We start from the raw sequence: 26,605 nt of genomic DNA on the forward strand, positions 1-26,605 counted from the left end.
CCCAGGCAACCAGGGGCCTCGGCTCGACCTGTTCCGACCCGCCTCACTCAGCCGCCAGGATGGTGCCGATCGGGGTCCGGGTGGCGCCCCGGATCGGAGCGAGCAGCACCGCGGCCAGGGACAGGAAGGACAGGAGCGCCACCAGCAGCACCGGCGCGACGCCGGGGCGCACCGCCAGCGGCAGCCCGGCCCTGGCGTAGAAAACAGCCTCGCCGACCGTCGTCACCGCCAGCGGCACGATCGAGATCAGTAGCGCCGTCCCCACGTACAGGCCCGCCTCGATGACCACCTGCCGGCGCACGCCGCGCACCGTGCTTCCGGCACAGCGCAGCACCGCGAACTCGCACTGCCGGGACCGGGAGGACATGCCGACGACGGCCACGGCCCCCAGCAGCGCCATCGCCCCGAGGATCGCCGCCAGCACCAGCGAGTCCACCTGGTTGATCGCCACGCTCAGGTGCGCCGCCTCCACCACTGCCTCACTCGTGCCGAGGCTGGTCGTGAGCGCCGCAGTGAAGGAGATCGCCAGGGCCAGCAGGCCGATGGCACTCGCCGCCGACGCGCTGCGCCACAGCGCAGAACGGCGCGCAATGAGCCACGGCCCACCCAGCCGCGCGAGCGGCGCCGACCACATCCGCAGCAGCGCCGGGATGAGCGCGGGTGCGAGCAGCACCACGAGGACCGCGAGCAGGAGGGAGGCCAGGGTCGCCTGGCCCCCGCCGGTCGGCCACCCCTCCACCATCTGGCCGGGCCGGACCAGGAAGGCCGCCACCAGCTGGCCGGCGCACGCCAGCCCCCACAGCCCCGCCGCGACCCACCGGAGCACACCCATGCGGCGTTGCCCACCCGGGACCGCGTCGCGAACCGCCTCCACGGCAGGCGTCCTCACCGCGGCGCGCGCCGGGCCCACCGCCCCCAGGACCGCGACGGCGACCACGACCACCACGGTGAGCAGCAGCGTCGTCGGCGTCTGGGCGACCTCGATCCGCCCCATGCGCGCGGCCGCCAGGCGGGTGAGCACCGAGGCGAAGGGCTGGGCCGCCACCACCCCCAGCAGGATCCCGGGTACGCAGGCCACCAGCCCCAGTGCCACCACGGTGGAGACGACGGCAACGAGGACCTGCCGGGGCAGGGCGCCGGCGAGCCGCCACAAGGCCCAGCTCGTGCGCAGTGCCTGCACGCAGGACTGCCCGACGACGGCCACCACCGGGACCGTCACCATCGCCGTGTAGAAGGCGACCGAGACACCCGGAACCGTGAGCTCGGCCGGGTCCACACCCGCCGCCCGCGCCGCGGCGACGACGTCGGGCCGGGTGACCGCCATGCGGTGCACTAGGCAGACGTTGACGAGCCCCGCGGCGAGGGCCAGCACCGCCACTGTCCCCGACCAGGACCGCCACTGGGCGGCCAGGGCGCGCAGTGTGTAGCGGGTCATGCGGCCGTTCCCGTCTGACTGACGGCCACCAGCAGCTCGTCGGAGGTGGCACCCCGGCGCTCGTCGATAATGCGGCCATCGCGCATGATGAGTACCGAATCCGCCAGGGCCGCTGCACCCAAGTCGTGCGTCACGAGGATGACACCGGCCCCGTCGTCGGCCAGGCGCCGCAGCTCGGCTAGGACGAAGGCGGCCGAGCGGGTGTCCAAGGCCCCGGTGGGCTCGTCGGCGAAGACGACCGGTGGACGGCGGTAGAGGACCCGCCCCAGGGCGACGCGTTGCTGCTCACCGCCCGAGAGCGTGGTCGCGACCGCATCGGCGCGCGCCTCGAGCTCCAGCCCGGCCAGGACTTCCCGCATCCTCGCCGAATCGGGGCGCCGGCCGGCCAGGGTGTCGGAGATCGTGATGTTCTCCCGCACCGTCAGGTAGGGCACGAGGTTGTAGGCCTGGAAAACGAAGCCCACCCGGTCGCGGTAGAGCTCGGCCACCCGCGCCGCCGGGATCCCGCCGAGGTCGCATCCCATGAGCGAGACCCGCCCCGACGTCGCCGGTTCCAGGCCGGCCAGGCACAGCAGCGCCGTCGACTTGCCCGAGCCACTGGGGCCGACCAGTGCCGTCATCCGCCTTGGCATCATCGCGCAGGAGATACCGTGCAGGATCTCGATCAGCTCCCCACCGGGGGTCGGGAAGGACTTGCGCAGATCGCGCGCCTCGACGGCCGGCCCAACAGCGCTCACGCCGGCAGTAGCACCCATCCTGTCGACACCGTCCCTACCCCGAACCACCATGGATCTGCACCGTCCTCTCACCCGTGAATCCGCTGGCACCACTGGACGCCGCCGGGCGCCTGAGGTTCAACCTAGGCGGCTGTCCCGGCCCAGGGGCCCGCAGACCGCGAACTGTCCACAGATGATGACAACGCCAGGCCCATGACAACGCGGCGGGGGCATTCTGCACGGCCGGCCGCACACATCGAGGACGTACCTTCGCACCGAGGACGTACCTTTCCCGCACATGACGACAGTCAGACCCGAGTGATCTGTGGGAAGGCGCAGTCCTCGCGGGACAAGTACGTCCTCGACCCAGAGCAGCACCCCCAGCCATTAACAAAGACCTACAAACATTTTTGCTTTATTAGTCTATTCAACATAAGAGAACTCTCACGCTCACCTGTGGTTCATCTAGGACTGGCTCGTGACAGTTGAGGCATGAACACCTCACGCCGCATCCTCGCCCTGGCTCTGCTCATGCTCGTCCCGGTGGCGCTGGCGCTGGCCGCCGAGTTCATGGCCGTCGTCCCCGGCCCGCCCGCGCAGCCCAGTCCGGTCTACCTGACCTCCGCCGGCGATGGGAGCTGATACCGATGACCACCGTCCCCTCATCTCCTCCCCCGCCGGCCACCGCCCCGGTCTCCGGCCCCTCGGTGCCCGCACGGCTGCGCATCGTCGCCTGGATGCTGTTCGTCGTCGCCCTGGGGCTGACCAGCATGATCGTCTCGGTGCGCTCCACCCTCATGGCGGACATCTCGCGCTCCGCCAACACCGACGTCACCCATGAGGTCAAGGAGCTGCAGAACTTCGCCTCCACCGGCGTCGACCCGCGCACCTCCCAGCCCTTCACCTCCACCACCCGCCTCATGGAGGTCTACCGGGACGGCCAGCAGCTCACCGACCGGGAGGCCGTCATCGTCTACAACCACGCCACCGGCAAGGCCACCCAGGCCTCCGGCGCCTCCGCCCCGACCCTGGACCTGACCAGCACGGACCCCCTGTTCGTGAAGATGCTGCAGTCGCCGTCGGGCGCCACCAGCTACGGCAGCGGGGAGGTCCGCTGGGCCCGGGTCGAGCTCGAGCCCGACGATCCCTCCCAGCACCTGTCCGTCATCACCATGAGCTTCACCGCCTCGCGCGTGGACCAGCTCAACGCCACGATCTGGCTCATGGTCGGCATCAGCGCGGCGGTCCTGGTCCTCACCGGAGTCGTCGGGCTGCTCGTGGCTCGCCAGATCCTGCGGCCCCTGCGCGACCTGCGCACCGCGGCCGCCTCCGTCTCCACCCAGGACCTCAACCGCCGCCTGCCCGTCAAGGGCCGCGACGACATCGCCGGCCTGACCGAGGAGTTCAACGGCATGCTGGACCGCCTCCAGGAGGCCTTCGACGGCCAGACCCAGTTCGTCCTGCGCGCCCACCAGGAGATCTCCGGCCCCCTGGCCGTCATGGACGCGCGCCTGGCCAGCCAGCCGGCCACCCGCACCGTCCTCCAGCAACGCACCCAGATCGCCGAGCTGCAACGGGTCCTCGACGACCTCCAGTCCCTCACCCAGGCCGAACGGCGCGACTTCGCCCACCCCGCCCCCGACGTCGAGGTCACCGAGCTGGCCCGCACCCTGCTCGACGACGTCGAGGCCATGGCCCCGGGCCGCTGGAAGTTCGACCTCAGGGCCCGCGGCACGGCCACGCTCGATGTCGAACGCATGCGTCAGGCCACCGGCCACCTCGCCCGCAACGGGCTGCAGCACGGCGACGGCCCCCTGACCCTCACCATCGCCCCCGGCACCGATGGCTACGGCCGCAGCGGGCTGGAGATCTCCGTGACCGATGAGGGTCCGGGACTGGCCGACGACGACGTCGACTGGCTCTTCGAGCGCTTCACGCACGGCGAGGCCGACGGCAAGCCGCGCGGGAGCGGGCTGGGCCTGGCCATCGTGCGGGCCATCGCCGACGCCCACGACGGCACCGTCTTCGCCGTCTCCGCCTCGGGCCAGGGGGCCACTGTCGGCCTGCGCATCCCGGCCGACAGCTCCTGGAACCTCTCCTCGGACCCCGACCCCGCCGTCGTCGCCTCCCCGGCCACCGCCCCCTCCTCACGCACCTCGGCGGCCACGGCACCTCAGGTGACCACCGGTGAGCCGGCGGTCGCCCACGATGAGCGCGCACACGGCGCCTCGGGAGAGGAGGCCGGCTCATGACCACCGCGACTGCCGCCACCGGCTCCTTCGAGACCGACACGCCCACCGTGCGCGAGACCCTGCCACTCTCCCTGGCTCGGCATGACGAGCCGGCCCCGACCCGGCGCCTGCCGTGGCGACGCATCGTCTCCGCCGTCCTCGCCGCGAGCCTGTGCGCGGCGGTCGGGGTGGCCGCCTGGCGCGCGGGCGGCGGCGAGGGGAGCCTGTCGGTCACCGGAGCACTCACCCTGATCATCTTCATCGCCTCGGTGTGGGCCTGGGCCTTCACGAGCGTGGACGACACCTACATCTCCCTGGGCGCCGCCACCGCCCTGGTCCTCACCGGCGCCCTGAGTCCGGACGAGATGTTCGCCAGCCTCGGAGACGACACGATCTGGCTGCTGGTGGCGGCCTTCGTCATCGCCGTCGGGGTGAGCGCCTCGGGCCTGACCGGCCGCCTGGCGGCCTGGCTGGTGACCGGCACGGACCACCCCCGCGTCCTGGTCCACCTGGTGACCGCGGCGATCGTCGCCACGGTCTTCGCAGCCCCCTCCACCTCGGGGCGGGCGGCTCTGCTGCTGCCGGTCTACACGGCCCTGGCCGGCGCGCTGCGCACCGGATCGGGCGACGACGCCCTGGTGGCCTCCCGCAAGCGGCTCGTTCACGCCCTGTCGCTCATCTTCCCCACCGTCATCCTGCTGTCCGCGGTCGGCTCCTTCCTGGGAGCGGGCGCCCACCTGGTGACCTCCCACATCGTGGCCTCAGCGGGAGGGCAGGAGTTCTCCTTCGCCGGATGGCTGCTGCTGGGCCTGCCCCTGGCGGCCCTGTCCAGCCACCTGTCCACCGAGCTCATCGTGCGGCTGTTCACCCGCAAGGAGGACATGCGCCGTCGGGTACGCGTTGACATCGCCGACCTCGCGGAGGCCTCCCCGACCCCGGTTACCGGTCCCCTGACCCAGGCCGAGAACCGGGCCGCCATGCTCGTCGGCACGGTGGTGGTGCTGTGGTGCACCGAGGCCCTGCACGGCGTCGACCCGGCCATCGTGGCCCTCCTGGGGGTCCTGGTGACCTCGCTGCCCGGCTACGGCTCGGTGGCGCTGCGCAAGGCCCTGGCCAAGGCGCCCTGGTCGCTGCTGGTCTTCATGGCGGCCACTCTCGCCATGGGCGACGCGCTGGTGTCCACCGGCGCCGCGAAGTGGGTGGCGACCTCGGCCTTCAACGCCCTGCGGATCGACTCGCCCTGGCCCTTCATGCTGGTCGTTGTGGCGCTCTCGACGGCCTCGCACCTGGTCATCCAGTCCCGCTCGGCCCGCTCGGCCGTCCTCATCCCGATCGTCGTGGCCCTGGCCCCGGCGGTGGGCGTCAACCCGGCCGCGGCCGCCTTCGCCTCGACCGCCGCCGCCGGCTTCTGCCACACGCTGCCGTCCTCGGCCAAGCCCGTGGCCATGTTCTCCGACATCGAGGGCATGGAGACCTTCTCCCCCAACGACCTGCGGCGCCTGTCGCTGCTCCTCGGGCCCCTCATGGTGGCCCTGGTCATGGCGTGCAGCGCCTGGCTGTGGCCGCTGCTGGGCCTGAGCTGGTGAGGCCGCTCGCCACTACGCCTCGGCGCCCGCCCTACCCCCTGAGAACCCCTCGAACACTGCAATCCTGGAGGAAGATCATGCCCACATCCGTTCCCACCCGCATTCTCGTCGCCCCCTCCGGCTTCAAGGAGAGCCTGTCCCCCGAAGGGGTGTGCCAGGCCGTGGCCGCCGGGGTGCGCCGTCTCCTGCCCGGCGCCGTCGTCGTCGAGCTGCCCCTGGTCGACGGTGGTGAGGGCTCGGCGGCCACGATGGCCCGAGCCACCGGCGGCGACCTCGTCACCACCCGCGTCACCGGCCCCGTCGGCGAGCCGGTCGACTCCTACCTGGCCCGCCTGGGCGGCTCGGCCCAGGGGACCTGGTTGGTGGAGATGGCCGCGGCGGCCGGCCTGCGCCTGGTGCCCGCCGGGATGCGCGACCCCGGCGCCACGACGACGACCGGCGTCGGCGAGCTCATCTCGGTGGCGCTCGACGGCGGGGCCCGGCGCATCATCATCGGCTGCGGCGACTCGGGGACCTGCGACGGCGGGGCCGGCGCACTCGTCGCCCTGGGCGCCCGGCTCCTGGACGCAGACGGCCATGAGATCGACCCGATCGGCTCCAACCTGGCCCGGGTCCAGCGGATCGAGACCTCCGGCATGGACCCCCGACTACGCGACGTCGAGGTCCTCGTGGCCGGCAACATGCACAACCTCCTCACCGGTGAGCGGGGCGTGTCCCGTGTCTTCGGGCCGCAGAAGGGGGCGAGCCCGAAGCAGGTGGAGGCGCTCGAGGCGGGCCTGGTCCACTGGGCCGAGCTCCTCGCCGAGGCCTTCCCCGCCCAGGCGGCCCACCGCGACCTGCTCACCGGCCCCGGGACCGGCGCCTCGGGCGGCCTGGGGGCCGGGCTCGCTGCGGGGCTGGGGGCCAGGCTGTGCTCGCGCTTCGACGTCCTCATGGACGCCGACCTGTGCGGGGTCGATCTCGACGCCCAGATCGCCCGAGCCGACCTGGTCATCACCGCCGAGGGCGCCGTCGACTTCCAGACACCGCGCGGCAAGATCCCCGCCGAGGTGGGGCGCCGGGCCAAGGCGGCAGGCAAGCCGGTCATCGCACTGGCCGGCTCGATCGGCCGCGGCTCCGAGGCCGTCCACGCCGCCGGGATCGACGCCGTCATGGGCATCATCCCGGTCCCCATGGACCTGCCCGAGGCCGTCTCCCGGGCCGACGAGCTCGTCACCGACGCCACCGAGCGGGCACTGCGCCTCATCCTCCTGGGCGCGGCCATCGCCGCCTGAGGCGTCTGAGACGCCCGAGAGAGGAGAAGGGCCGGTCGCGGTCGGCCTCTCGACCAACCACGACCGGCCCCGGTTGTATCCAACCTCAGAACGCCGCGACGACGGCCCCGTCGGGCCAGGTCTTGTTGATGTACTCACGCAGCTTTTCGTCGTTGAGGAGCTTGGCGAGCTTCTTGAGGTGCTCGTTGTCCTTGTCGTCCTTACGAACGACGAGCTGGTTGGGGTACTCGGAGTCCTTGCCGCCCTTCTCCAGGACGAGCGCGTCCTTCTTGGGGTTGAGCCCGGCATCGATGGCGTAGTTGCCGTTGATGACCGCGGCCTCGGCGTCCGGCATCGACTTGTAGACCTGGGCGCCGTCGACCGTGGTGAACTTGAGCTTCTTCGGGTTGGAGGTCACGTCGGTGTCGCTGGGCAGCTCGGCGGCCTTGTCCAGCTCGATGAGCCCGGCCTGGGCCAGGAGCTTGAGGCCACGGGCCGTGTTGGCCGGGTCGTTGTTGAGGACGATCGTGCCGCCCTCCTTGATCTCCTTGACGTCCTTGTAGCCCTTCGAGGTGTAGATGCCCATGGGCTCGATGTGGACGTCGGCGATGGAGACGAAGTCGTAGCCCTTCTCCTTGTTCTGCTGGGCCAGGAAGTTGGGGGTCTGGTAGAAGTTGGCGGCCAGCGAGCCGTCCTCAAGCGAGGAGTTGGGGGTCTGGTAGTCGTTGATCTCCTTGATGTCCAGCTTGATGCCGGAGCCCTTGGTGAGGTTGTCCTGAACCCACTGGAGGATCTCGACGTGGGGCTTGGGAGTGGCGCCGATGGTGATCGTGGCGGTGTTGCCGTCGACCTTGATGCCCTGGACGTCGCCGTTCTTGCCGGACTTGGAGCCGCAGGCGACCAGGGTGAGGGCGGCGGCGGTGGCCAGGCCGCCGGCGATGACGGTACGCCGGGAGATGGAGGAGGACATGGTGGTTCCTTTCGCGGGGCCGGACGGCCCCAATGACGGGAGAGAGGAAAGGCTTGACAGTGCTGGGCCGACGACGCAGCCGACCGGCTCTGGACGGCTCAGCGCGCTTACCCGGCTGGTGATCGCCTCAGCGGTGGTTCACCAGCCGGCTGAGCATGTCGCCGACGAGCTGGATGATGCCGACGATGACGACGATGACCACCACGGTGATGACCATGACGTCCACCTGGTTGCGCTGGTACCCGTACTGGATGGCGAGGTCACCCACGCCGCCGCCGCCGACGGCGCCGGCCATGGCGGAGTAGCCCAGGAGGGTGATGATGGTGACGGTGGCCGACTGGATGAGGATCGGCAGGGCCTCGCGCACGAGGACGCCCCAGGTGATCTGCCGACCGGAGGCCCCCATCATGAGGGCGGCCTCGACCTTGCCGTGGTCGACGTCGTTGATGGCCGTCTCCACCAGGCGCGCGTAGAAGGGGATCGCGCCGATCGTCAGCGGCACACAGGCGGCCTGCCACCCCAGGGAGGTGCCCACGAGCATCCGCGTGACCGGGATGAGGGCCACCATGAGGATGATGAAGGGCATGGAGCGCCCGATGTTGACGATCTGGGAGAGCACCCAGTACAGACCGGGGTTGCGGAACTGGCCCCGCTTGCCGGTGGAGACCAGGGCGAGCCCCAGCAGGAGGCCGAGGATGACCGTCACAGCCCCGGAGACGAAGGTCATCGCCAGGGTCTCAACGAGGGCGTCGCCGAGCTTGTTCTGAATGGCCGGGTTGTCGAACCAGGTGCGGCTGCTCGGCAGGGCGGCGGCGTGGGTCAGCGGAAGGAGAATCGAGTTCATGAGCGGACCTCCGCAGCAATACCGGCCTGACGCAGGGTGCTCACGGCCTGTTCGGTGTCGGACCCGGGAACGGTGACGGCCAGGCGCCCGATCTGGGCCTGACCGATCGTCTCGAAGACGCCGGCGGCGATGTCTCCGCCGAGCTCGGCCACCATGGACATGAGGGCGACGGCGGCCGGCTGGCCCGGGTGGGCGGTGATGGAGACGTCGATGACGCTCTCTCCGTGGGCGACGGCGGCCTCGGGCACCTTCGGGAAGGGCACGATCTCGCGTGAGAGCCGGGAGTCGACGTCGAGCACGATGTCCTCCAGGCGTCCGCTCTCGACGATCCTGCCGGCCTCGAGCAGGCTGACGGAGTCGCAGACCTGGCGGACCACGCTCATCTCGTGGGTGATGATGATGACGGTCAGGCCCAGGGTGTCGCGGACGTTCTTGATGAGGTCGAGGATGGAGCGGGTGGTCTCCGGGTCCAGGGCGGAGGTGGGCTCGTCGCACAGGAGGACGGCAGGGTCGTCGGCCAGCGCCCGGGCGATGCCGACGCGCTGCTTCTGACCGCCGGAGAGCTGGGAGGGGTAGGAGGCGCCGCGGTCGGCCAGGCCCACGAGGTCGAGCATGCGCTCCACGATCGGGCGGCGCTGTCCGCCCGGCACGCCCGCGAGCGCCAGCGGGTAGGCGATGTTCTGAGCCGTGGTGCGCTGGTCGAGGAGGTTGGCGTGCTGGAAGACCATGCCGATGCGGCGTCGGGCCTCGCGCAGCTGACCGGCCGACAGGGCGGTCATGTCCTGGCCATCGACACTCACCTGGCCGCTGGTGGGGCGCTCCAGGGAGGTCAGGCAGCGCACGAGCGTGGACTTGCCGGCACCGGAGGTGCCGACGATGCCGTGGATGGAGCCGGGGGCGACGTCGAGGCTGAGCCCGTCCAGGGCCCGCACCTCCTTGCCGCTGCGCAGACGGTAGACCTTGTGGACGTCGCGCAGGGAGATCATGGGGGCGTCAGAGGAGCCGCCCTCCTCATGCCGGTCAGAATCGGCGGTCGACTGATCGCTTGTGCTCACGTAGTCCTCCATCGTTCCTGGCGGAAGCACCCGCACCATGAAGGGGGTTGCTGCAATGTCGTCGAGCCAGGTCTCTCGGTTGCTCTAGATGGCCACGAAATAACTTACGCAGCGTCTCGTCGGCTGCGCAAGCAGAGGCGCCGTCAAGGGACCCAGGTCACGCCGGCAGAAGCCGGTAGAGACTCACCCCAGCCACCTCTCCTCACATGTTTCGGTAACACCCTGGTTATTCCCAGGTTGCGTATCGGCGACGCTGCTCGCACCGCACAGGGCGGCATGTTTGGATTTGCCTATGAGCGCGCCCACAGATCAGACCTCCCCCGAGCCGAAGCCGGAGCCGCCCACCGAGCCACCCCAGGCCGGGCCCGCCGACCCTGCCGAGGCGACGGCCCCGGACTCCCTCGCCACTGCGAGCGCCGCCCCCAGGGCCACGGACGTCTCCGGCAGCTCCGATGACGTGATCACACCCGACATCCTTGGCGAGCCGTGGGTGGCGCGCCGCATCCCGGTGACCGAGTCGCCCACGAAGGCGCCCGGCGCCGATCACGCCGTACTCGTCCACCAGCGCGAGGCGGCCGGTCGGGCCAGCCGGCCGCGTCACTCGCGCGCGGTCCTCTACCTGCACGGGCGCAGCGACTACTTCTTCCAGACCCACCTGGCGCAGGCCTACCTCGACGCCGGCTTCGAGTTCTACGCACTGGACCTGCGGGCCTGTGGGCGCGCCGGCGTCGGGCTCGCCTCCCCGCACGACGTGCGCGACCTGCGCGTTCACGACGAGGAGATCTCCGAGGCGCTGCGCATCATCCGCTCCGAGCACGGGCACGACGTCGTCGTCCTCAACGGGCACTCGACCGGCGGGCTGCAGGCGGTCATCTGGGCGGCCGATCACCCCGGGACCGTGGACGCGGTGGTTCTCAACTCCCCCTGGCTGGACCTGCGCGGCTCGGCGCTGGTCCGCTCCTACGGGTCGGCGTTCGTGGACCTCCTCTCGCGGCGCGACCCCGAGCGCGTCATCGGTGAGCCCGGCAGCGGCGAGGAGGACAACTACGTGGCCGCCCTGCACCGGCGCTGGCGTGGGGAGTGGGACTGGGACCTGGCACTCAAGCCGGCGCCGTCCTTCCCGGTGCGGGCCGGGTTCCTGGCGGGGATCCGGCGTCTGCAGCGCGAGGTCCACCACGGACTGGGCATCCGGGTGCCGATCCTCGTGTGCTGCTCAACGGTCAGCGGCGGCGCGAAGGCGAGTCTGGAGGAGGCCCAGCGCTCCGACGTGGTCCTCGACGTGGAGCAGATCATCGACCGTTCGCAGTACCTGGGCGATGACGTGACCGTCCGCCAGATTCCCGACGGCGTCCACGACCTGGCCCTGTCCGGGCCGCTGGCGCGCGCTGAGTACCTCCAGGCCGTCATGCACTGGCTGGACAACCGCCTGCACTGAGCTCAGCCGAGGAGCGCAGCGAGCTCGTCAACGAGTTCGTCACTGACGCGTTCGACGACCTCGAGGGTGTCGACGAAGTCGGCCATGGTCCCGTACCAGGGGTCGGGCACGTTGAGGGCGCTGCGGGAGGCCCGACCGGCGACGACGGCCCCGGCCTGCCGGGCGGCGGTGGGGTCGAGCTCGCGGTACATGCGGATTCGGGAGGGGTCGACCTCCAGGGCGGCGGCGCGGCGCTGGAGGACGTTCCAGTGCGAGTCGGTCATGGCCAGCAGGAGGTCGGCCTCGGCGATCTCGGCGTCGGTGATGCGGTGGGCGGAGTGGGAGGAGATGACGATATCCGTGGCTCGCGAGACGTCGTCGGCGCCGGTGCCGTAGCCGGCCTCGGCCAGGACGCGGCGGGCCCGGGAGTCGATGGGGTTGCCGCGCTCCTCGTCGGAGACGCCCGCGGAGGTGACGACCACGCCGTCGGGCTCGCGCATGTGACTCCCCGCGGCGGCGAGGCGGTCGCGCAGGACGACCTCGGCCATGGCGGAGCGGCAGATATTGCCGGTGCACACCATGATGACGCGGTAGGCCCCGGTGCCACGGGGGCGGGGCAGTGAGGCCGGCGCCGGGGCGACTGAGCCGGCGGCGGGCGAGGTGGAAGAGGCGGAGGCAGCGGCGCTTGTCCCGGTGCTGGCGTCGGAGGAGCTCACGTCCCCGAGCCTTGCGCACTCCCCCGGTGCCTGTCCACCGGCACTCTCTTGCGGCCGGGGGGCTGCGCGGACCCCGGCTACAGCGCGCGGCCGTCGAGGACGTCGGCGACCCAGGAGCGGGCCACGACGAAGTCCTTGTCGCTGGTGCCGGCCAGGACCGCCGTCGGGCGGGCGTCCAACCGCGGGTAGGAGCCCAGGAAGCGCACCATCGGGCAGGTGCGGTGCAACCCGATGAGGGCCGCCTGGACCCGCTCCTCGCGCACGTGCCCCTCGACGTCGATGGAGAAGCGGTAGCGCCCCAGGGAGTCGCCCACGGGGCGGGACTCGATGCGCGAGAGGTTGACGCCGCGGGCGCTGAACTGCTCGAGCATGTCCAGCAGCGCCCCGGAGCGGTCGTGGGGGAGCTGGACGAGGAGGGTGGTCTTGTCGGCACCGGTCGGCTCACCCACGCGGCCGGGCCGGGTCACCTTGACGAAGCGGGTGACAGCGTCGGGGTTGTCCGCCACGCCCCCGGCGATGACCTCCAGCCCGTACTCCTGGGCGGCCAGCGGGTTGCACAGGACGGCCTGGAAACCGGTGTCCTCGTCGGAGGCGGCCAGCGCGCGGGCCGGCGCCGAGGTGGAGGTCCCGGCCACGTAGACGGCCTCGGGCAGGTTCTGGTGGACCCAGCCGCGGCACTGCGCCCAGGCGTGCGGGTGGGTGGAGATGGCGCGCACGTCCTCCAGGCGGGTGCCGGCGCGGCCGGCCAGGACGAAGGTGATCGGCACGGCCACCTCCGCGGCGATGACCAGGGGCGTGGAGACCACGAGGTTGTCCAGCGTGGCGTTGACCCCGCCCTCGACGGAGTTCTCGATGGGAACGACGGCGGCCTCCGCCGTGCGCTCGCGCAGGTGGTCCAGGGCCGTGGGCACGTCCGGGCAGGGGTCGAGCTCGACGTTGACGGGAGCGACCTGGCGCAGCGCCATCTCGGTGAAGGTGCCGGCGGGTCCCAGGAAGGACCAGAGCGGGGCGGGAGCAGTCATGGGCACAGGGTAGCCAGGTCCGGGCCGGTCGGCCGGAACCGGGCTGCTCCGCGGGACGACACGAGGGCGCCGCGGCGGCATCGGCCCGGCACGGAGGTTCCGCGCCCCTCCCGCAGCCGTGCCGGGCCTGGCAGGCTGGGGCCATGAGCGTTTTCCGCAAGCACGATGACGGCCCGGTCTCCACCGCCCTGGAGGCCCAGGGCCTGGCCTGGCTCGCCGAGGCGATGGCCGACGGCGGTGCACACGTGGTGCCGGTGACCAGTGGACCGGGCTGGCTGGAGGAGCCGCGGCTGACGACAACCAGCGTGACGCCGGCCGGGGCGGAGGCCTTCGGCCGGGCGCTGGCCGTCACCCACGCTGCGGGCGCCCCGGCCTTCGGGGCGGCGCCTCCCGGATGGGACTGCCGGGCGCAGATGGGCCGATCGGACATCCGGCTGCAACCGCACGCAGCCGAGGAGGGCGAGCCGCGCCGCTGGGGCGAGTTCTACGCCGAGGACCGGATCCTGCCCTATCTGCAGCCCAGTCGGGACAACGGCTCGATCAGCGTCGGCGGGGCCCGCGTCATCGAGCGGCTGTGCGAGCGTCTGCGCGACGGCGACTTCGACACCGACCAGCCGGCCCTGGTACGCGCCGGTGCCCGCGAGCGCGGCGCGCGGGTCGCGGTGGCCCGCACGCACGGGGACCTGTGGTGCGGCAACGTCCTGTGGACTCCGGCCGACGAGGCCGCGCAGTGGGCGCCGCCGCGGGCGGGGCTCGGGCCGCAGGCGTCATCCTCCGGGGAGGCTCTCGCGGGAGGCTCGGCGAGCCGGGCCACGGTGGTCGGAGTGCTCATCGATCCCATGGCGCAGGGCGCGCACGCCGAGACCGACCTGGCGGCCCTGGGTGTGTTCGGGCAGCGCTACCTGGACCGGATCTACGCGGCCTACCACGAGGTCTCGCCGCTGGCGGCGGGCTGGCGCGAGCGGGTGGGTCTCCACTCATGGCACATCATCATGATTCATGCCTTCCTCTTCGGCGGCGGCTATGGCGGTGAGGCGGTCGCCGTGGCCCGCCAGTACCTGTGAGTGGCGGCGCCCCGTAGGCTGGTCGGGTGAGACCTCGACGACGTCAACAGCGCCTGGTGCGCGCGGTCGTGTACGTCCTCGTGCTGCTGGTGATCATCGGCATGATCCTGACCATGGTGGGATCGGCACTGGCCGCCGCCGCGGTTCCAACGGCGTCAGCGCCTGGCACCGCATCGTCCTCGCGTCCGGCACCGGTCGTCGTCCTGGGTACCAACAACCTCACCTGGGCGGATATCCAGGCCCGAGCCGCCCGTCACCGCGCAGGCGACCATGCCGACTCGGATCGTGTCGACTCGTCCGCCGCCCACCTACTGTCCTTCGCCTCGGCCAATGAGCCGATGAACCTGTCCGTGCGCACCCCGGCGGACCGCACCTGCTCTGCCGACGGCTGGCTCACCCTGGGCCGGGGCACGCGCGCAAGCGCCCTCAAACCGGCCGATTCCTGCGCCGGTCCCACCACCGCCGTCCCCGACGACACCCCCCTGGTACGGACGCTCGGGAATGACGTCTCGATCCAGACCGTCGGCCCCGAGACCCAGCTCGCCATGGGAGCACCGGGGAGCCCGCCGAGCCCATCCGTCTCCTTGGCACCCTCCCTGCCCGAGGCCCTGTCCGCCGGCGCCGACCTCACCATCGTCGACACCGCTCGGGACGCCTCCACCGACACCGACCGGATCACCGCCCTGGACGATGCCCTGCGCCAGGCCCAGGAGCAGGCGTCCCCCGGCACCCGCATCGTCATCGCCTCCCTGGCCGACGACGAGGACCCCGGCCCCCAGATGGCGGTCCTGCCCGCAGGCACAGCGAGCGCGCGCGGCACCTCCAGCGGGTTCGTCGTGGGGACCTCGACGCACCGCCCCGGCCTGGCTCAGCTGACCGACCTCACCCCCACCCTCACCACCGCCCTGGCCGGCCGCAGCGCCCCGGCCTTCGACGGCCAGGCCCTGGACCTGCCCGCCAGCAGCACGCTCACCCCGGCCAAGGGCGCCGCCGCGCCCGACGACGCCCGCATCTCTCAGCTCGCCGACGACGCCCTGCACGCCCGCGCCTCACAGCGCACCGTCATCCCGGCCAGCACCCTGCTCGTGGGGCTGGCCGTGACGCTCCTGGTCTGGGCGGCCATCGCGCTGCGCACCCCGGAGCCGGGGCGGCGCCCAGCGGTCCGGCGGCGGGTCACCTGGGCCGCCATCGGCCTCAGCGCCCTGCCGCCGGCGCTGCTGCTGGTCAACGCCGCCCCGTGGTGGCGCGTGGGGACCCGGGACGGCTACCCCTCGGCCTGGGCGCCGGTCTCCGCCTTAGCCGCAGCCGCGCTGGTCGCCGTCTGTGTCGTGGGCCTGGCCGCCGGGATCGCGATGCTGGTGCAGCGGCGGCGGGGAACCCGTGCCGGTCTCGTGGCCCTGCTGGTCACGGCGACGATCCCTCTGACCTGGCTGGTCGACGCAGCGGCGGGCGCGGACCTGGCCTTCAACAACCCGCTGGGCATGAACGCAGTGGTGGCGGGGCGCTTCTACGGGGTCTCGAACACGGCCTTCGCTCTGGCGGCCGGGGCGCTCGTCACCATCATCGCCGCCGCCTGGAATCGGCTGGGCCGTGGCCGCCGAACCGCACTGATTCTCACTTGTCTGCTGGGCGGCGCGGCCCTCATCGTTGACGGCGCCCCCCAGCTGGGAGCTGACGTGGGCGGGGCCCTGACCCTGGTGCCGACGTTGGCCCTCCTCGGCACGGGCCTGGCGGGCCTGCGCCTGAGCTGGCGGCGCTGGCTGGCCATCGGGACGACGACGCTCCTGGTGGTGGGAGGTTTCGCCGTCGTCGACCTGCTTCGACCTGGCGGCCCTACGCATCTGGGGCGCTTCGCCCGTCAGGTGGCGGACGGCTCCGCCGTGGGCGTGCTGGGACGCAAGGCGTACGCACTGGTCGGCCCCTTCATCACGAAGCCGGTCGCGGCGATAGCCCTGGCTTGCATGGTGGCCCTCGTGGCCGCAGCCCTGTGGTGGTTGCGGCGCCAGGTGCGGGCCTGGCGCGCCGGAACCAGCCCCTACGCCTGGCTCGCCCCCACCGCCCACGGGGACATTCTGCGCGTTGGGGAGCAGGAATCCGGTCCGCCAACGCACGGAACGCCCCCGTCCGCGCAATGGGTGACGACGGCGCTGAGGTCATTGGGGGTGCTGACGACCGTATCCGTCCTGGTCAACGACTCAGGCGTCACGATGGCGGGCTTCATCCTGGCGGTGGCCGCCCCGGCCCTGTTGGCGCTGGCACTGACCGGGAGCGATTCGGCGCGTCAGCCGTCGGCCGTCTCCGAGGCAGCAGCCGGCGAGCCATTGGCATCGTGCGGCTTCTCGTCGGACTCGACGTCGTCGTCGGACGCAGGAGGAAGCGGCACGGCGCGGTAGGCGAAGAAGTGGTCCTGGGCGGCGGCGGCCTTCTCGAAGACGCTCCGCTGGACACGGTGGCGGCGCAGCTTGCGCCGGGTGATAGCCCGTAGAACGTCCTTGTACTGGGATGCCCGGTGCATCGTGCCGGCTCGGTCATTGCCGGTGACGCGGTGGGTGATGTCGCAGGGGACCTCGATGACGGCGAGCCCGGCCACGAGGACGTCGATCGTCAGGCCGACCTCGACCCCCCAGCCGTCGGCCAGGGGTACCGCCTTCTCGTAGGCCTCGCGGCTCAGACATCGCTGACCCGACAGCGGCGCCACCGGCAACCACCCGGTAGCCAGTGAGATGGCCCGCCTGGCGGCGCGCACGACCCGGCCGCGCCCACCGGCCCCGGTCTGCTTGGGGGGAACCGCGATGGACATGTCGGCAACGCCGTCGACGACCGGGGGAACCAGCTCGGCGCAGGAGGCGGCCGAGTCCCCCAGGTCGGCGTCGACGAACAGCAGCAATCGGGCGGGCCCGTCGACATAGTCGCGCATCCCGACGACGGACGCCCCGGTCTCCATGGCGGAGGCCTTCCCACGCGAGACGGAGTGGCGCACCGTGACGGCGCCGGCGGCGCGGGCATGGTCCTGGGTCCCATCGGTCGAGCCGTCGTCGACGACGATGACGAGGTCCACCCGTGGGATGGAGCGGCAGGCCCGAACAGTGGTGGCGATGCGCTCGGCCTCGTCCTTGGCGGGGATGACCACGGCAACGCGCTGGTCGGGGCGCTTGGTGGGACTCACACCACCAGGGTATCCAGACTCACGGCCTCTGGCCGACTCCTGAGCGGCCGGTTGTCGGGCAACAATTTTGTGATGCCTGTCAAGTTCGCTGATTTTGCACGATTTAGTGCGAGCTCTCGAGGCGTCCGCCCACCGGACCCGCGTCGGCAGCGGCCCACGTGCCTCCCTCACCTCCAGACGCGACACGCCGAGAGCCTGTGGACGCAGGCGAGGCACATCCCCTCACTCAGGCCTTCTTCAGTGATTTTGTGACAAACCTTCATCATGGGACAACGGTCCCCGGAGAAACCAACAAATCTTGCTGCAAAGCAGCACACTCCCTGATTGAAGCGCTAGAGTTTCCTGTTTCGGCATGTCATCCCCCTTTTCGTGGCACAGTGAGGGCATGGAGCCCGTCAACGGCGCCGGGTTCCTCCGACGCATCACGCGTCTTTCCGTGTGCCGGGGCGACGTCCCCCTGCCGCCCCGGCACGCCTTGGCCTCCGCACGCCCCGTCAGCGCTGCTGCGCGTCTGCGCGTCTCAGCCACAGGCGTTCGTGCAGGTGGCAGCACTCTTGTTCCCGGCCGGGTCCTGGTTCCCGAGTCCGGGCAGCGAGCACGTCCCGGCCAGAGCGGCAGCCCCTGAGAAGCCCGAGGCCCGGCCGACGAACGACCGGGCCCCGCATCCCCTCTGCGTCCTCCGTGCACGTCAGTGCAAGGCGCTTGCGAGCAGATCGAGCCCCACGCTGCCCAGGTCGATGCCCCGGTTGTGGAATGCCCGCAGATCCAGCTCACCACCCTCGGCACGGGCCTGCGCCTGGGCGCTGTGCCGGCCGGCCTGCCAGACCCGCTCGCCGACCGCGTAGGCCAGCGGCTGGGCCGGCCACCCCAGATGCCTCGAGACCTCGAAGCGCAGGCGCCCCTCGGAGATCACGGTGTGGTGGCGCAGCACGGCGGTCACGGTGGCTCGGTTCCACTCCCGGCTCGCACCGGGAAGAACCGCGACGTCGTCGGGCACGGGCAGCCGGGAGTGCACGCCCAGATCCACCAGTACCCGGGCCAGGCGCCAGCGGCGTGCTGCCAGGCGGCCAAAGCGGTCCTCAGGAGTGGGCATGAGCCCGAGTTCGTCGGCGAGGGACTCGGCGTACAGGCCCCAGCCCTCGTCACAGCCGGGCACAGAGCCCAGGTAGCGCTGCCAGGCGGTCAGCCGGGTGCTGGTGGCGTGCGCGCCGACATGGACGTGGTGCCCGGGGACCGACTCGTGCAGGACCGTGGTCCGCTCCATCCATGGCCACACGAGCCGTTCGCCGTCGGACAGCGACCGCAGGACCATGCCGGGCCGTCGCTCCCCACCGGTTCCGCGCGGCTCCTCGTAGTGGACCGCACCGGCTCCGGGCTCACCCAGGCGCACCCACGGACGGCCCAGGCCGTCGGGAGGATCAAGGACCCGACCGACGACGGCGTCCCAGGCCTCATCGGCCACCTCCTGCGCCCAGGTTGCGTAGTCCCCGGGGCTCAGGGCGCGAGTCGGGTCGGCGCGCAGGTGCCGGTTGAGGTCATCGGCGTCAGCACCGGGGCCGAGGATGTCGACGGCAATAGCGTCCTGCTCGGCGATGACCCGCTCCAGCTCCCCGGTGGCCCAGGTGTAGGTCTCCTCGGGGTCCACCCGGGTCCCGAGGATGCGTCGCATCCACAGCGCGTGGCGCTGCGGACCGATGCCCTCGGCCTGCGGCGCACGCGGTGAGAACGTGGTACGCAGGTGCGAGGCGAAGTCCAGGGCGGCGCGGCGGGCGGCGACGTCGGCCTCCTGCAGCTGGACGTGCAGGGTGGCCGGCAGGTCCTCGGGCAGGGCCCGGGTGCGACGGCTGGCGAGGTCGCGCGCCTGTCCGGCAACGACGTCGACCTGGCTGCGCGGCGCGATGGCGCCGGCCTCGGCGGAGGCGGCCAAGGAGGCGGCCAGCCCCTCCAGGGCCGCAGGCAGCGCCTCGAGCCGGGTGCGGTGCAGGTCCCAGGCGTCCTCCCACTTGGCCTCAGCCTCAGCGAGATCAGCCTCCTCGGAGCCGACGCGGTCAGGGGCCTCGGGGGGCCGGTGCAGCTGGCGGGCGATCCGCTGGAAGGGCGATGAGAGGAACCCGAGGTTCCCGCCCTCCTCCCCGGCGGAGATGAACTGGATGGAGGTCTCCAGGCGCTCCAGGAGGTGGCGGCGCAAGAGCTCGTCGGGGCCAGTGGAACGATCGACAGCAGCCACGCGGTGGCGCAGGGAGCGCTCGGCGTTGAGACGCTCGGCCAGGCCCGCAGGCGAGTAGTCGGGCAGAATGGCCCCGCCAGGCATGCCGGTACGGGCGGCCGCCTCGGGATCGTAGGAGCACAGGAGCAGGGCGTACTCATCGGCCAGATCACGTAGAACAACGCCGGCAGCGGCGGTCTCCGAGGGCGAGTGCACAGAGGAGCGAGAGGCGGCATGGGCGGAGGTATGCGCGGCGGGGGCCGTGGAGGCCGCCGCCTCCACCTCGCGCACGCTCACGGGAGTACCGGAGGCGCTGACGGGATGCCAGGTTCCCGAGTTCGGGTGCTGCGGATAGACCGGTGGACGGTCGGGAGGTCCGGTGCTCACCGGGCTGGAGACCGGCGCAGGGGTGATGTCAGCCGTCCCGGTCCGGGTGTCCTGCTCATGAGAATCGGCGGAGGGAACGGTTGTGTCGATGTGGTGTCGGTTCACGGGGTCGGTAGTCATGACAAACAGGCCTTTCGCTTCACTCGCCGCATGGCGGGCGGGCCCGGCGGCGACGCTGCCGTTTCACCAGGGTGCCAGGAACCAGAACAAAGGTCCATAGGCGTCGCGGATCTAACGGCGAACAAGATTGCATGAGTGGGGGTGGCCCCGGCCTACCCGAGGGCGGCGGGCGCCGTTGGGAACTGACGCTGATCTGGAGTCCGACTGACGAGACTCAACGACGAGCCCGAGCGGATCCCCCGGCAGCAAATGTGGAGAGCAGGAGCCCTCCGGCCGGCCAGACACCCGAAGGCGTCGGCAGATGGTCAGCAGGTGATTCAGATGATCACCGAGTAGCGGTCGAGGGGCATCGATGGCGCCAGCTGACCTGCCGGCAGGAGCGCAGAAGGCTGATGCGCATCAGCATCGACCGCGGTGCGGAGCCGCAAGCGGTGCGCGTCATCAGTGCTCCCTTCGTACCGGACAGACCGGGATGGCCCGGCCAGGCGTTCGTCGTTCTGTGATGGACTTGAGATGATTCAAGGTCGCTGCGCCAGCAGTGTCAAGGTCCTGACCCCCGAGGTTCACCCATACCGATATCCGCGCAGGTCAGAAGCACTCTCGGAAGCTCGCCGACGTCGTTGCGCTACCGCGGTTGGTAACGTTAACAAGAGGTTCACCCACCCTCTGAGCGCCACCCCTCAGATCCCGCACCGACCACATGCTGGTCGTTCAGGGTTGACAGCGACAGTCGGACCGTGGCGCCTCATGACTTCTAGGGGTTTCTGTCATGACACCTGCAACGCAGATGGGCAGCCCGACTGGGCGCCGGGGCTGCGTGAGCACGTCGCCGAAGGGGTACGCCCATTGCCACTGTCTCGGGAGTCAAAGACCCCGACCTGCTGGCACCCCGACACCCCCGATATCTCAGCCCCACCTTGACAGATAGGTTAACTGAGTTAACCTATCTAGTGTGAAGATAGACCGGCGCAGCACGGACACCCGTCAGCGACTCATCGACACCACCCTGGACCTCATCGAGACCCACGGCTGGAGCGAGGTGACGCTGGGCGGTGTGGCACGTGCCTGTCAGGTGACCACGCCCGCCTGCTACAAGCACTTCCCGTCCAAGACCAGCCTCTTCGAGGCTGCGGCGCGCCAGCTGTCCACCTCGCTGGGCGAGCGCGCCGTCCTCCTGATCCAGGAAGATCCGATCGAGTCGCTCGTCGGCATCGGCTCCCTCCTGGTGGACCTGGCCGCCGAGCACCCGCGACTCTTCGAGTTCAATCAGGTCAGCCCCGCGGCCATCGCCGCGCTCGACCGCCCGGAGGAGCACCCGCTGCTGGCACTGACCCATGGCGAGGCGGAGCGCCTGGCCGCGCAGCGAGGAACCGAGCCGGAACCGCTTCACCTCCTGGTGTGGTCCTGCCTTCAGGGCTACACCCAGCTCATCGCCGCCGGCGCCACCGACGCTGACGCCACCTTCATCCGCGCAGCCCTGCGCGCCATCGTCACGATTGGAGACAACTCATGACCGCCAAGAACACCCTCAAGACAACGGGCGACCGCACCCTCATCGTCTACGCCCACCCCTACGACGGCTCCTTCAACCACGCCGTGCTCGAGGCCGCCACCTCCGCCCTGGACAAGGCCGGCCGGCCCTACGACGTCGTCGACCTCTACGCCGATGGCTTCGACCCGCGCTACACCGCCGAGGAGCTGGCCCTGTTCAGCGAGGGCGGCACGCTGGACCCGCTGGTGAGCCACTACCAGAAGCTCATCGAAGGAGCCTCGCGCATTATCTTCATCTGCCCGATCTGGTGGAGTGACGTTCCCGCCATCGTCAAGGGCTTCGTGGACAAGATCATGAAGCAGCGCTGGGCGTACCACGCGACGTCCTCGGGGGTGAAGGGCCACCTCGGCCACATCCAGCAGGTCCTGGTGCTCACCACCTCGACCTCCCCCACCTGGTACCTGCGCCGGTTCTGCGGCAACTACGTCGGCTCGGTGTTCCTGGGCGCCGCCCTCAAGCAGCTGGGCATGCACGGACGGTCGTGGGTCAACTTCGGCAAGGTGGGCAAGGCCGGCCGAGGCCAGCACAAGAAGCACCTCAAGCGCGTGGCCCGCCTCGCAGTGAGGTGACATGAGCCCCACTGCGAGTATCGCCGCAGAGCGCCAAGCCGACCTGAACTCGGGACGAGACGAGTCCCGAACACTGGCGGAGATCCTGGCCATCACCCACTCCGCACTTCTGACGCAGGTAGTGCCAGATGCACCCGAGGAGCTGGTTGAAGCGGCCAAGCACGCCGACTCACTCGGCATCCTGGCTCGCATGCAGGCCATGGGAGAAGCACTGCATGCACACCTTGGCCGCTCTGCCTGCCTGGACCTCGCCGACCACCCGGCTGACACCGTCCGGGGCTGGGCAGTCTTCGCCCTGGTCTCCCAGGAGAAGGACGCCGACGTCGACACGCTGTTAACCCTGGCAAGACCGGCCGCGGATGATCCGCACTTCGGAGTGCGCGAGTGGTCATGGATGGCGGTGCGTCCGCACTTGGCACCCCAACTCGACGAGGCGATACGCGCGCTGCAGCCATGGACCTCAGGGCCCTCGGAGCGCATTCGGCGCTTCGCCAGTGAGGCGCTACGTCCACGCGGTGTGTGGGCACGGCACATCCCCGCGCTCAAGGAGGAGCCCGAGCGGGGCCTTCCGTTACTCGAGCCGCTGCGTGCCGACTCCTCCCGCTACGTGCAGGACTCAGTGGCGAACTGGGTACACGACGCCTCCAAGACACAGCCCACCTGGGCCATTGGGCTCTGCGAGCGCTGGCAGGAGGAGTCGCCCACCCCGGCCACTGAACGGATCATCAAGCGAGCACTGCGCTCGATCCGGCAGTGATGGGAACTGGTCAGAGGTTGACCTGGCAGGAGATGCCGGCCCTGGCGCGGCGGGCCTCGGGGGTTACAGGGCTCTCGTCCGCCAGGGCGACATCAAGGTGCGGCATACTTCGGTCGTGCCTGACACCGCGCGCCTTCCGCTGAGCCGGTGGCGTCTGCTCCCCCGCCGCCTGGTCCAGTTCGCCCTCCTGGAACTGGCCTGCTGCGCCTTCGCCATCGCCATCTTCGTTGGGCTCGCGGTCAGTGCCCTGATCTGGAACCATGCGGATCCGCCGATCGCCCGCTACGACGCCCTGCTGATCTACGTCGTCGTTGTGCAGATCGCCTTCGTGGCCCTGAAGCAGGAGACCTGGCGCGAGCTCGGCGTCATCTGCGCCTTCCACCTCATCGGGCTGGCGCTGGAGGTGTTCAAGGTACACACCGGCTCCTGGGCCTATCCGGACGCCGGGATGGTGCGTGTCGGCGGGGTGCCGGTCTTCTCCGGCTTCATGTACGCCTCTGTCGGCTCCTACATCTGCCAGGCCTTCCGGCGCCTCGACCTGCACGTGGGCGGCTTTCGGTGGTGGCCGGTGAGTCTGCTGGCCGTGGCCGCCTACCTCAACTTCTTCACTCACCACGTCATCATCGACCTGCGCTGGGTCATCGCCGCCGGTTTCCTCATCACCCTGTGGGGAAGCGCCGTCCACTTCACTGTCGGCGGGGAGCGCTACTGGATGCCGACGACGGCGGCCTTCATCCTCATTGGGGGATTCCTCTGGCTGGCGGAGAACCTGGCCACGGCGCTGAGCGCCTGGCGCTACCCCGACCAGGCCGACGGCTGGCACCTGGTGCACGCAGGCAAGTTCGGCAGCTGGGCGCTGCTCATCTCACTCAGCTTCGTGCTCGTCGCCGCCGTCAAGGCGAAGGAGGGCACCCTCTACGGACGCGGCCTGCCGCGCGTGACGCGCCGGCGTCTGCGCATCGCCGAGACCTGAGCCGCGTACCCCGACCCCGCCTACCAAACCGCGGCCGGGGACGTGCGACGCCGTCGGGGACAGGAATCCTCCCCCGTGCGCGCGAGACATCCCCGGCCACGAGAAGACAGGTCAGAGGTTGACCTGGCGGGAGATGATGCCGGCCTTGGCGCGGCGGACCTCGGGGGTCAGGGGGCTCTTGTCCGCCAGTGCGGCGTCCAGGCGCTTGCCCATGGCCTGCAGCGGCTTGGTGAGCTCCTCGGCCTCAGTGCCGGGCACGAGCTCCCAAACAGGGATGGCCACGCCGTTGGCCCGGAAGGCGCCGACGAAACGCGCCCCCTCCTCCAGGTCGGACTCGCGCGCAGCGTAGATACGGGCGAAGGCGTTGAAGAACTCGTCCTCGTCCTCCCCGCGCACCCAACGCACGAACTCCTTGGAACCCAGACGGCACCAGTAGGCGTGCTCGACGCCGGGCACGGGCCGGGTCGGGGCGATCTCGTCCTTGGCCCGCTCAATGGCCTCCTCGATGACCTGGCGGGCCTGCTCGTTGTCGCCGGCGGCCTGGGGGTCAACCCAGAAGTCGAAGGTCTCGCGCACGGAGACGGCCGGCGGCTCGCTGGTGTCCAGGATGTCCTGGAGGCGTGGGCCGGGCTCGGGCAGGCCGTCGGCGCGCAGAGCCTGGCCCTCGGGCAGCTCGAGGGTGGCCAGGACGGCGGCGGCGACGTCGCGGGAGGCGTCCCCGGAGTGCATGGAGGTCTGCATGGCCACCAGGACCTCGCCGTCGGAGCGCTTGAGCCCCTGGACGAACTCGGGCAGGAGCGTGACGAGCTGGACCTGCCTGCCGCCGTACTCCTCGGTCAGACGCACCGTAGCCGCGGCGGCCGGGATGATCTGGGCCATCGCCACGAGGTCCTCCTCGGCCGGCAGGCCGGCGAAGGGGCGGGCGACGAACTCGATGCTCTGCTTGCGGGGCTTGGCGGCCGCGGCCGGACGGCGCCCGTGGCGCTTCTTCTTCGACATGGCCGTCAGCCTACCGGCCGGCCCACGCCGCTCCCAGGCCGACGACGGTCCGTCGGCACCCCATGACGCGGTTCACGACCGTTCTCCCCATCGCCCTGCCCTCACATCACAAGCAGAACGATGCCGAAGCCGCAGGAAGTAGTGAATGCTATCCCTATGCGATTCAGCGCGGTGAGCCTTCGACACATGTGCGTCCGTCTTGCTCGAACGATCTTCCAAAGTCGTTCACTCACCGCAGCGCTCGTCCTCATCATGGTGACCGCGTCCCTCTCCATCGCCCAGGCATGGGCCCGGCAGCGCCCTGTCATGGCATCCTCCCTCACCGAGCCGAAGGCGCCGGCCTTCTCAACGTGGCAGGCGACGACCGCGACGGATGAAACGATCTCCTGCGGCCCCTCCACAAACACACCCCCTCCAGCCGGAGCGCAGTGGGACGAGGCCTGGCGATTGACAACTGACACAACCCAGGACATGCAAATTAGTTTTCCGCACGCCTCAAGATGCGGGAAATATCTTGTCGTTCAATCAGCCACATATGATTCTCCCAGCATTTTGAAAGGATACGTCCTCGAAAACGGTCACCTCAAAGAGCTATGGAAAGCACCTCCCAAGATCATTCACACCTGGGGCAGCAATCCATGGTGGGGCGGGCATATGCTTCTTAAACACGAGATCCTCAATCCCGCAACTGGAACTATCGAAAAAGCCCCCTGGTCGACCAACGACTACCCCTACATCATGTCTCCCGATCTCGTCCTGACATGCAACATGTATGGACACACCAACCACTGCGCAGCCTGGGAGTGGAACAACGGCGCACCAAAACAACGATGGGAGCGCCAATACGACAAACAAGTCGAACCTGTCGCCTTCGGAGTCGCAGGAGACACCTCCGCACCGAGCCCCCTCGTCGAATTATCTCAGCCGAAGGGAAATGGATGGGAATCTGTCGGAACCGGCATCATGAACTTATCCGATGGAACGGTAACCGCACTTCCCGACGAGCTCTTTCCAGGCGAACGAGCCGACTACATACCGGCCCGAGACGGCTGGATCCGCATCCCCAAAAAATCCGGCACCGCTGAGACCTACTCTCTCCAAGGTGAGCACATTGGATCGTTCCCGCTGTCGGGAAGCAATGCGCCACTTCTCATTTCTGAGTCCGGGATCCCGACTCTGGAACAGTTCCAGAAGGCCTACGAGTCAGGAGACACATCCTGGGCAAAATACGTCATCGAATGCACCACGAAAGACGCATGTACATTCAATGGAACGCCAGTAACCCTGCCCTTTGAACGGTCCTTCGTCTACCCTCCAGGGCGAGGAGAACTCCAGATCCACTGGAACCTGTCCAACGATCAACAAGTCCTGGCAGTCTCTGTCTACACTATCGGGGGCGTGGATTCCGAGCTAAACGATAAAACATCCCTTGTCATTGATACGCAGACCGCGCGCGTCATCACACCCCCTACTTCCTCATCACACATCATCACGAGCTTGGGCGACTCAGGACTTTTGGTAGGTATTCAAGGAGCTGAGATCGTTGGATACACACCGAACCATAGCTGAA

The 26,605-nt window shown here is 70.2% G+C and carries 23 protein-coding genes; 13 read left to right on the forward strand and 10 right to left on the reverse strand.

What is annotated here, in order from left to right; genetic code table 11:
- Positions 1 to 43: 43 nt before the first annotated feature.
- Together BKH33_RS06145 and BKH33_RS06150 are read right to left on the reverse strand one after the other, a co-directional pair.
- Positions 44 to 1,435 carry an FtsX-like permease family protein gene (locus BKH33_RS06145; protein ID WP_076142642.1) on the reverse strand — a complete coding sequence of 464 codons (1,392 nt, stop codon included), beginning with the start codon at positions 1,433 to 1,435 and terminating at the stop codon, positions 44 to 46.
- Positions 1,432 to 2,190, reverse strand: a complete 759-nt coding sequence (locus tag BKH33_RS06150; protein WP_003785481.1) for an ABC transporter ATP-binding protein — start codon at positions 2,188 to 2,190, stop codon at positions 1,432 to 1,434. Before BKH33_RS06150 ends, BKH33_RS06145 begins: the two co-directional genes overlap by 4 nt.
- 453 nt (positions 2,191 to 2,643) lie before the next feature.
- Here BKH33_RS06150 and BKH33_RS13865 point away from each other — a divergent pair, with 453 nt between their 5' ends.
- The 4 genes from BKH33_RS13865 to BKH33_RS06165 all read left to right on the forward strand — a co-directional run bounded on the left by BKH33_RS13865 (position 2,644) and on the right by BKH33_RS06165 (position 7,242).
- Positions 2,644 to 2,793: a hypothetical protein gene (locus BKH33_RS13865; RefSeq protein ID WP_003785483.1), complete on the forward strand. Its 150-nt coding sequence runs from the start codon at positions 2,644 to 2,646 to the stop codon at positions 2,791 to 2,793.
- A gap of 5 nt (positions 2,794 to 2,798) precedes the next feature.
- Entirely contained in the window at positions 2,799 to 4,403 is a 1,605-nt protein-coding gene (locus tag BKH33_RS06155; protein ID WP_076142643.1) for a sensor histidine kinase, read from the forward strand.
- Positions 4,400 to 5,968 (forward strand): SLC13 family permease, encoded by a 1,569-nt coding sequence (locus tag BKH33_RS06160; RefSeq protein WP_003779979.1) that lies wholly within the window; start codon positions 4,400 to 4,402, stop codon positions 5,966 to 5,968. The genes BKH33_RS06155 and BKH33_RS06160 overlap by 4 nt, the downstream gene beginning before the upstream one ends.
- A 77-nt stretch (positions 5,969 to 6,045) precedes the next feature.
- Complete coding sequence (locus BKH33_RS06165) at positions 6,046 to 7,242, forward strand: glycerate kinase family protein (RefSeq protein WP_076142644.1); 1,197 nt, start codon at positions 6,046 to 6,048, stop codon at positions 7,240 to 7,242.
- Between the two features lie 85 nt (positions 7,243 to 7,327).
- Here the strand turns inward: BKH33_RS06165 and BKH33_RS06170 are convergent, their stop codons facing one another.
- The 3 genes from BKH33_RS06170 to BKH33_RS06180 form a co-directional block, all read right to left on the reverse strand.
- Entirely contained in the window at positions 7,328 to 8,191 is an 864-nt protein-coding gene (locus BKH33_RS06170) for a MetQ/NlpA family ABC transporter substrate-binding protein (RefSeq protein ID WP_003782971.1), read from the reverse strand.
- A 127-nt stretch (positions 8,192 to 8,318) separates the two neighbouring features.
- Entirely contained in the window at positions 8,319 to 9,035 is a 717-nt protein-coding gene (locus BKH33_RS06175) for a methionine ABC transporter permease (RefSeq protein ID WP_003782981.1), read from the reverse strand.
- Positions 9,032 to 10,129, reverse strand: a complete 1,098-nt coding sequence (locus BKH33_RS06180; protein ID WP_050998513.1) for a methionine ABC transporter ATP-binding protein — start codon at positions 10,127 to 10,129, stop codon at positions 9,032 to 9,034. Before BKH33_RS06180 ends, BKH33_RS06175 begins: the two co-directional genes overlap by 4 nt.
- Positions 10,130 to 10,382: 253 nt before the next feature.
- Between BKH33_RS06180 and BKH33_RS06185 the strand changes: the two genes are divergently transcribed.
- Entirely contained in the window at positions 10,383 to 11,525 is a 1,143-nt protein-coding gene (locus BKH33_RS06185; protein WP_003782973.1) for an alpha/beta hydrolase, read from the forward strand.
- A gap of 2 nt (positions 11,526 to 11,527) precedes the next feature.
- On the opposite strand, the gene BKH33_RS06190 is transcribed toward BKH33_RS06185, so the two are convergent.
- Positions 11,528 to 12,085 carry a low molecular weight protein-tyrosine-phosphatase gene (locus BKH33_RS06190; protein ID WP_003782977.1) on the reverse strand — a complete coding sequence of 186 codons (558 nt, stop codon included), beginning with the start codon at positions 12,083 to 12,085 and terminating at the stop codon, positions 11,528 to 11,530.
- A gap of 212 nt (positions 12,086 to 12,297) precedes the next feature.
- Entirely contained in the window at positions 12,298 to 13,242 is a 945-nt protein-coding gene (gene pheA, locus BKH33_RS06195; RefSeq protein WP_076075174.1) for a prephenate dehydratase, read from the reverse strand.
- A 143-nt stretch (positions 13,243 to 13,385) separates the two neighbouring features.
- Here pheA and BKH33_RS06200 point away from each other — a divergent pair, with 143 nt between their 5' ends.
- Together BKH33_RS06200 and BKH33_RS06205 are read left to right on the forward strand one after the other, a co-directional pair.
- Positions 13,386 to 14,306 (forward strand): fructosamine kinase family protein, encoded by a 921-nt coding sequence (locus BKH33_RS06200; protein ID WP_076142645.1) that lies wholly within the window; start codon positions 13,386 to 13,388, stop codon positions 14,304 to 14,306.
- A gap of 26 nt (positions 14,307 to 14,332) precedes the next feature.
- Positions 14,333 to 16,699, forward strand: a complete 2,367-nt coding sequence (locus BKH33_RS06205) for a hypothetical protein (protein ID WP_232621536.1) — start codon at positions 14,333 to 14,335, stop codon at positions 16,697 to 16,699.
- On the opposite strand, the gene BKH33_RS06210 is transcribed toward BKH33_RS06205, so the two are convergent.
- Positions 16,588 to 17,472 carry a glycosyltransferase family 2 protein gene (locus BKH33_RS06210; RefSeq protein WP_043539597.1) on the reverse strand — a complete coding sequence of 295 codons (885 nt, stop codon included), beginning with the start codon at positions 17,470 to 17,472 and terminating at the stop codon, positions 16,588 to 16,590. The two genes, BKH33_RS06205 and BKH33_RS06210, sit on opposite strands and share 112 nt — an antisense overlap.
- A gap of 385 nt (positions 17,473 to 17,857) precedes the next feature.
- Between BKH33_RS06210 and BKH33_RS13585 the strand changes: the two genes are divergently transcribed.
- Complete coding sequence (locus tag BKH33_RS13585; protein WP_004564649.1) at positions 17,858 to 18,097, forward strand: hypothetical protein; 240 nt, start codon at positions 17,858 to 17,860, stop codon at positions 18,095 to 18,097.
- A 63-nt stretch (positions 18,098 to 18,160) separates the two neighbouring features.
- Here BKH33_RS13585 and BKH33_RS06215 read toward each other — a convergent pair whose 3' ends face one another.
- The gene (locus tag BKH33_RS06215) at positions 18,161 to 20,185 is read right to left on the reverse strand and encodes a DUF885 domain-containing protein (RefSeq protein WP_076142646.1); all 2,025 of its coding nucleotides are present in this window, start codon (positions 20,183 to 20,185) and stop codon (positions 18,161 to 18,163) included.
- A gap of 952 nt (positions 20,186 to 21,137) precedes the next feature.
- Between BKH33_RS06215 and BKH33_RS06220 the strand changes: the two genes are divergently transcribed.
- From BKH33_RS06220 to BKH33_RS06235, 4 genes are all read left to right on the forward strand, one after another.
- Entirely contained in the window at positions 21,138 to 21,698 is a 561-nt protein-coding gene (locus BKH33_RS06220; protein WP_004564656.1) for a TetR/AcrR family transcriptional regulator, read from the forward strand.
- Positions 21,695 to 22,306 carry an NAD(P)H-dependent oxidoreductase gene (locus BKH33_RS06225; RefSeq protein ID WP_003784239.1) on the forward strand — a complete coding sequence of 204 codons (612 nt, stop codon included), beginning with the start codon at positions 21,695 to 21,697 and terminating at the stop codon, positions 22,304 to 22,306. Before BKH33_RS06220 ends, BKH33_RS06225 begins: the two co-directional genes overlap by 4 nt.
- Position 22,307: 1 nt before the next feature.
- The gene (locus tag BKH33_RS06230) at positions 22,308 to 23,063 is read left to right on the forward strand and encodes a hypothetical protein (protein ID WP_004564666.1); all 756 of its coding nucleotides are present in this window, start codon (positions 22,308 to 22,310) and stop codon (positions 23,061 to 23,063) included.
- A gap of 115 nt (positions 23,064 to 23,178) precedes the next feature.
- Positions 23,179 to 24,036 carry a DUF817 domain-containing protein gene (locus tag BKH33_RS06235; protein ID WP_004564673.1) on the forward strand — a complete coding sequence of 286 codons (858 nt, stop codon included), beginning with the start codon at positions 23,179 to 23,181 and terminating at the stop codon, positions 24,034 to 24,036.
- A 111-nt stretch (positions 24,037 to 24,147) separates the two neighbouring features.
- Here the strand turns inward: BKH33_RS06235 and BKH33_RS06240 are convergent, their stop codons facing one another.
- A complete protein-coding gene (locus tag BKH33_RS06240) occupies positions 24,148 to 25,035 on the reverse strand; it encodes a DUF5926 family protein (protein ID WP_004564670.1) in 888 nt (295 codons plus the stop codon).
- Between the two features lie 120 nt (positions 25,036 to 25,155).
- Here BKH33_RS06240 and BKH33_RS06245 point away from each other — a divergent pair, with 120 nt between their 5' ends.
- Positions 25,156 to 26,604: a serine/arginine repetitive matrix protein 1 gene (locus BKH33_RS06245; protein ID WP_232621537.1), complete on the forward strand. Its 1,449-nt coding sequence runs from the start codon at positions 25,156 to 25,158 to the stop codon at positions 26,602 to 26,604.
- Position 26,605 lies beyond the last annotated feature (1 nt).

This window comes from Actinomyces naeslundii, assembly GCF_001956585.1.
Classification (GTDB): domain Bacteria; phylum Actinomycetota; class Actinomycetes; order Actinomycetales; family Actinomycetaceae; genus Actinomyces; species Actinomyces naeslundii.

Bases quoted from the DNA above. Each gene is read 5' to 3' on its own strand.
- BKH33_RS06190 (WP_003782977.1), bottom strand. From the start codon at position 12,085: ATGGTGTGCACCGGCAATATCTGCCGCTCCGCCATGGCCGAGGTCGTC.
- BKH33_RS06215 (WP_076142646.1), bottom strand. From the start codon at position 20,185: ATGACTACCGACCCCGTGAACCGACACCACATCGACACAACCGTTCCC.
- BKH33_RS06170 (WP_003782971.1), bottom strand. From the start codon at position 8,191: ATGTCCTCCTCCATCTCCCGGCGTACCGTCATCGCCGGCGGCCTGGCC.
- BKH33_RS06160 (WP_003779979.1), top strand. From the start codon at position 4,400: ATGACCACCGCGACTGCCGCCACCGGCTCCTTCGAGACCGACACGCCC.
- BKH33_RS06165 (WP_076142644.1), top strand. From the start codon at position 6,046: ATGCCCACATCCGTTCCCACCCGCATTCTCGTCGCCCCCTCCGGCTTC.
- BKH33_RS06240 (WP_004564670.1), bottom strand. From the start codon at position 25,035: ATGTCGAAGAAGAAGCGCCACGGGCGCCGTCCGGCCGCGGCCGCCAAG.
- BKH33_RS06145 (WP_076142642.1), bottom strand. From the start codon at position 1,435: ATGACCCGCTACACACTGCGCGCCCTGGCCGCCCAGTGGCGGTCCTGG.
- BKH33_RS06185 (WP_003782973.1), top strand. From the start codon at position 10,383: ATGAGCGCGCCCACAGATCAGACCTCCCCCGAGCCGAAGCCGGAGCCG.
- BKH33_RS06225 (WP_003784239.1), top strand. From the start codon at position 21,695: ATGACCGCCAAGAACACCCTCAAGACAACGGGCGACCGCACCCTCATC.
- BKH33_RS06245 (WP_232621537.1), top strand. From the start codon at position 25,156: ATGCCGAAGCCGCAGGAAGTAGTGAATGCTATCCCTATGCGATTCAGC.
- BKH33_RS06155 (WP_076142643.1), top strand. From the start codon at position 2,799: ATGACCACCGTCCCCTCATCTCCTCCCCCGCCGGCCACCGCCCCGGTC.
- pheA (WP_076075174.1), bottom strand. From the start codon at position 13,242: ATGACTGCTCCCGCCCCGCTCTGGTCCTTCCTGGGACCCGCCGGCACC.
- BKH33_RS06230 (WP_004564666.1), top strand. From the start codon at position 22,308: ATGAGCCCCACTGCGAGTATCGCCGCAGAGCGCCAAGCCGACCTGAAC.
- BKH33_RS13865 (WP_003785483.1), top strand. From the start codon at position 2,644: ATGAACACCTCACGCCGCATCCTCGCCCTGGCTCTGCTCATGCTCGTC.
- BKH33_RS06175 (WP_003782981.1), bottom strand. From the start codon at position 9,035: ATGAACTCGATTCTCCTTCCGCTGACCCACGCCGCCGCCCTGCCGAGC.
- BKH33_RS06200 (WP_076142645.1), top strand. From the start codon at position 13,386: ATGAGCGTTTTCCGCAAGCACGATGACGGCCCGGTCTCCACCGCCCTG.
- BKH33_RS06180 (WP_050998513.1), bottom strand. From the start codon at position 10,129: ATGGTGCGGGTGCTTCCGCCAGGAACGATGGAGGACTACGTGAGCACA.
- BKH33_RS13585 (WP_004564649.1), top strand. From the start codon at position 17,858: ATGGAGCCCGTCAACGGCGCCGGGTTCCTCCGACGCATCACGCGTCTT.
- BKH33_RS06150 (WP_003785481.1), bottom strand. From the start codon at position 2,190: ATGGGTGCTACTGCCGGCGTGAGCGCTGTTGGGCCGGCCGTCGAGGCG.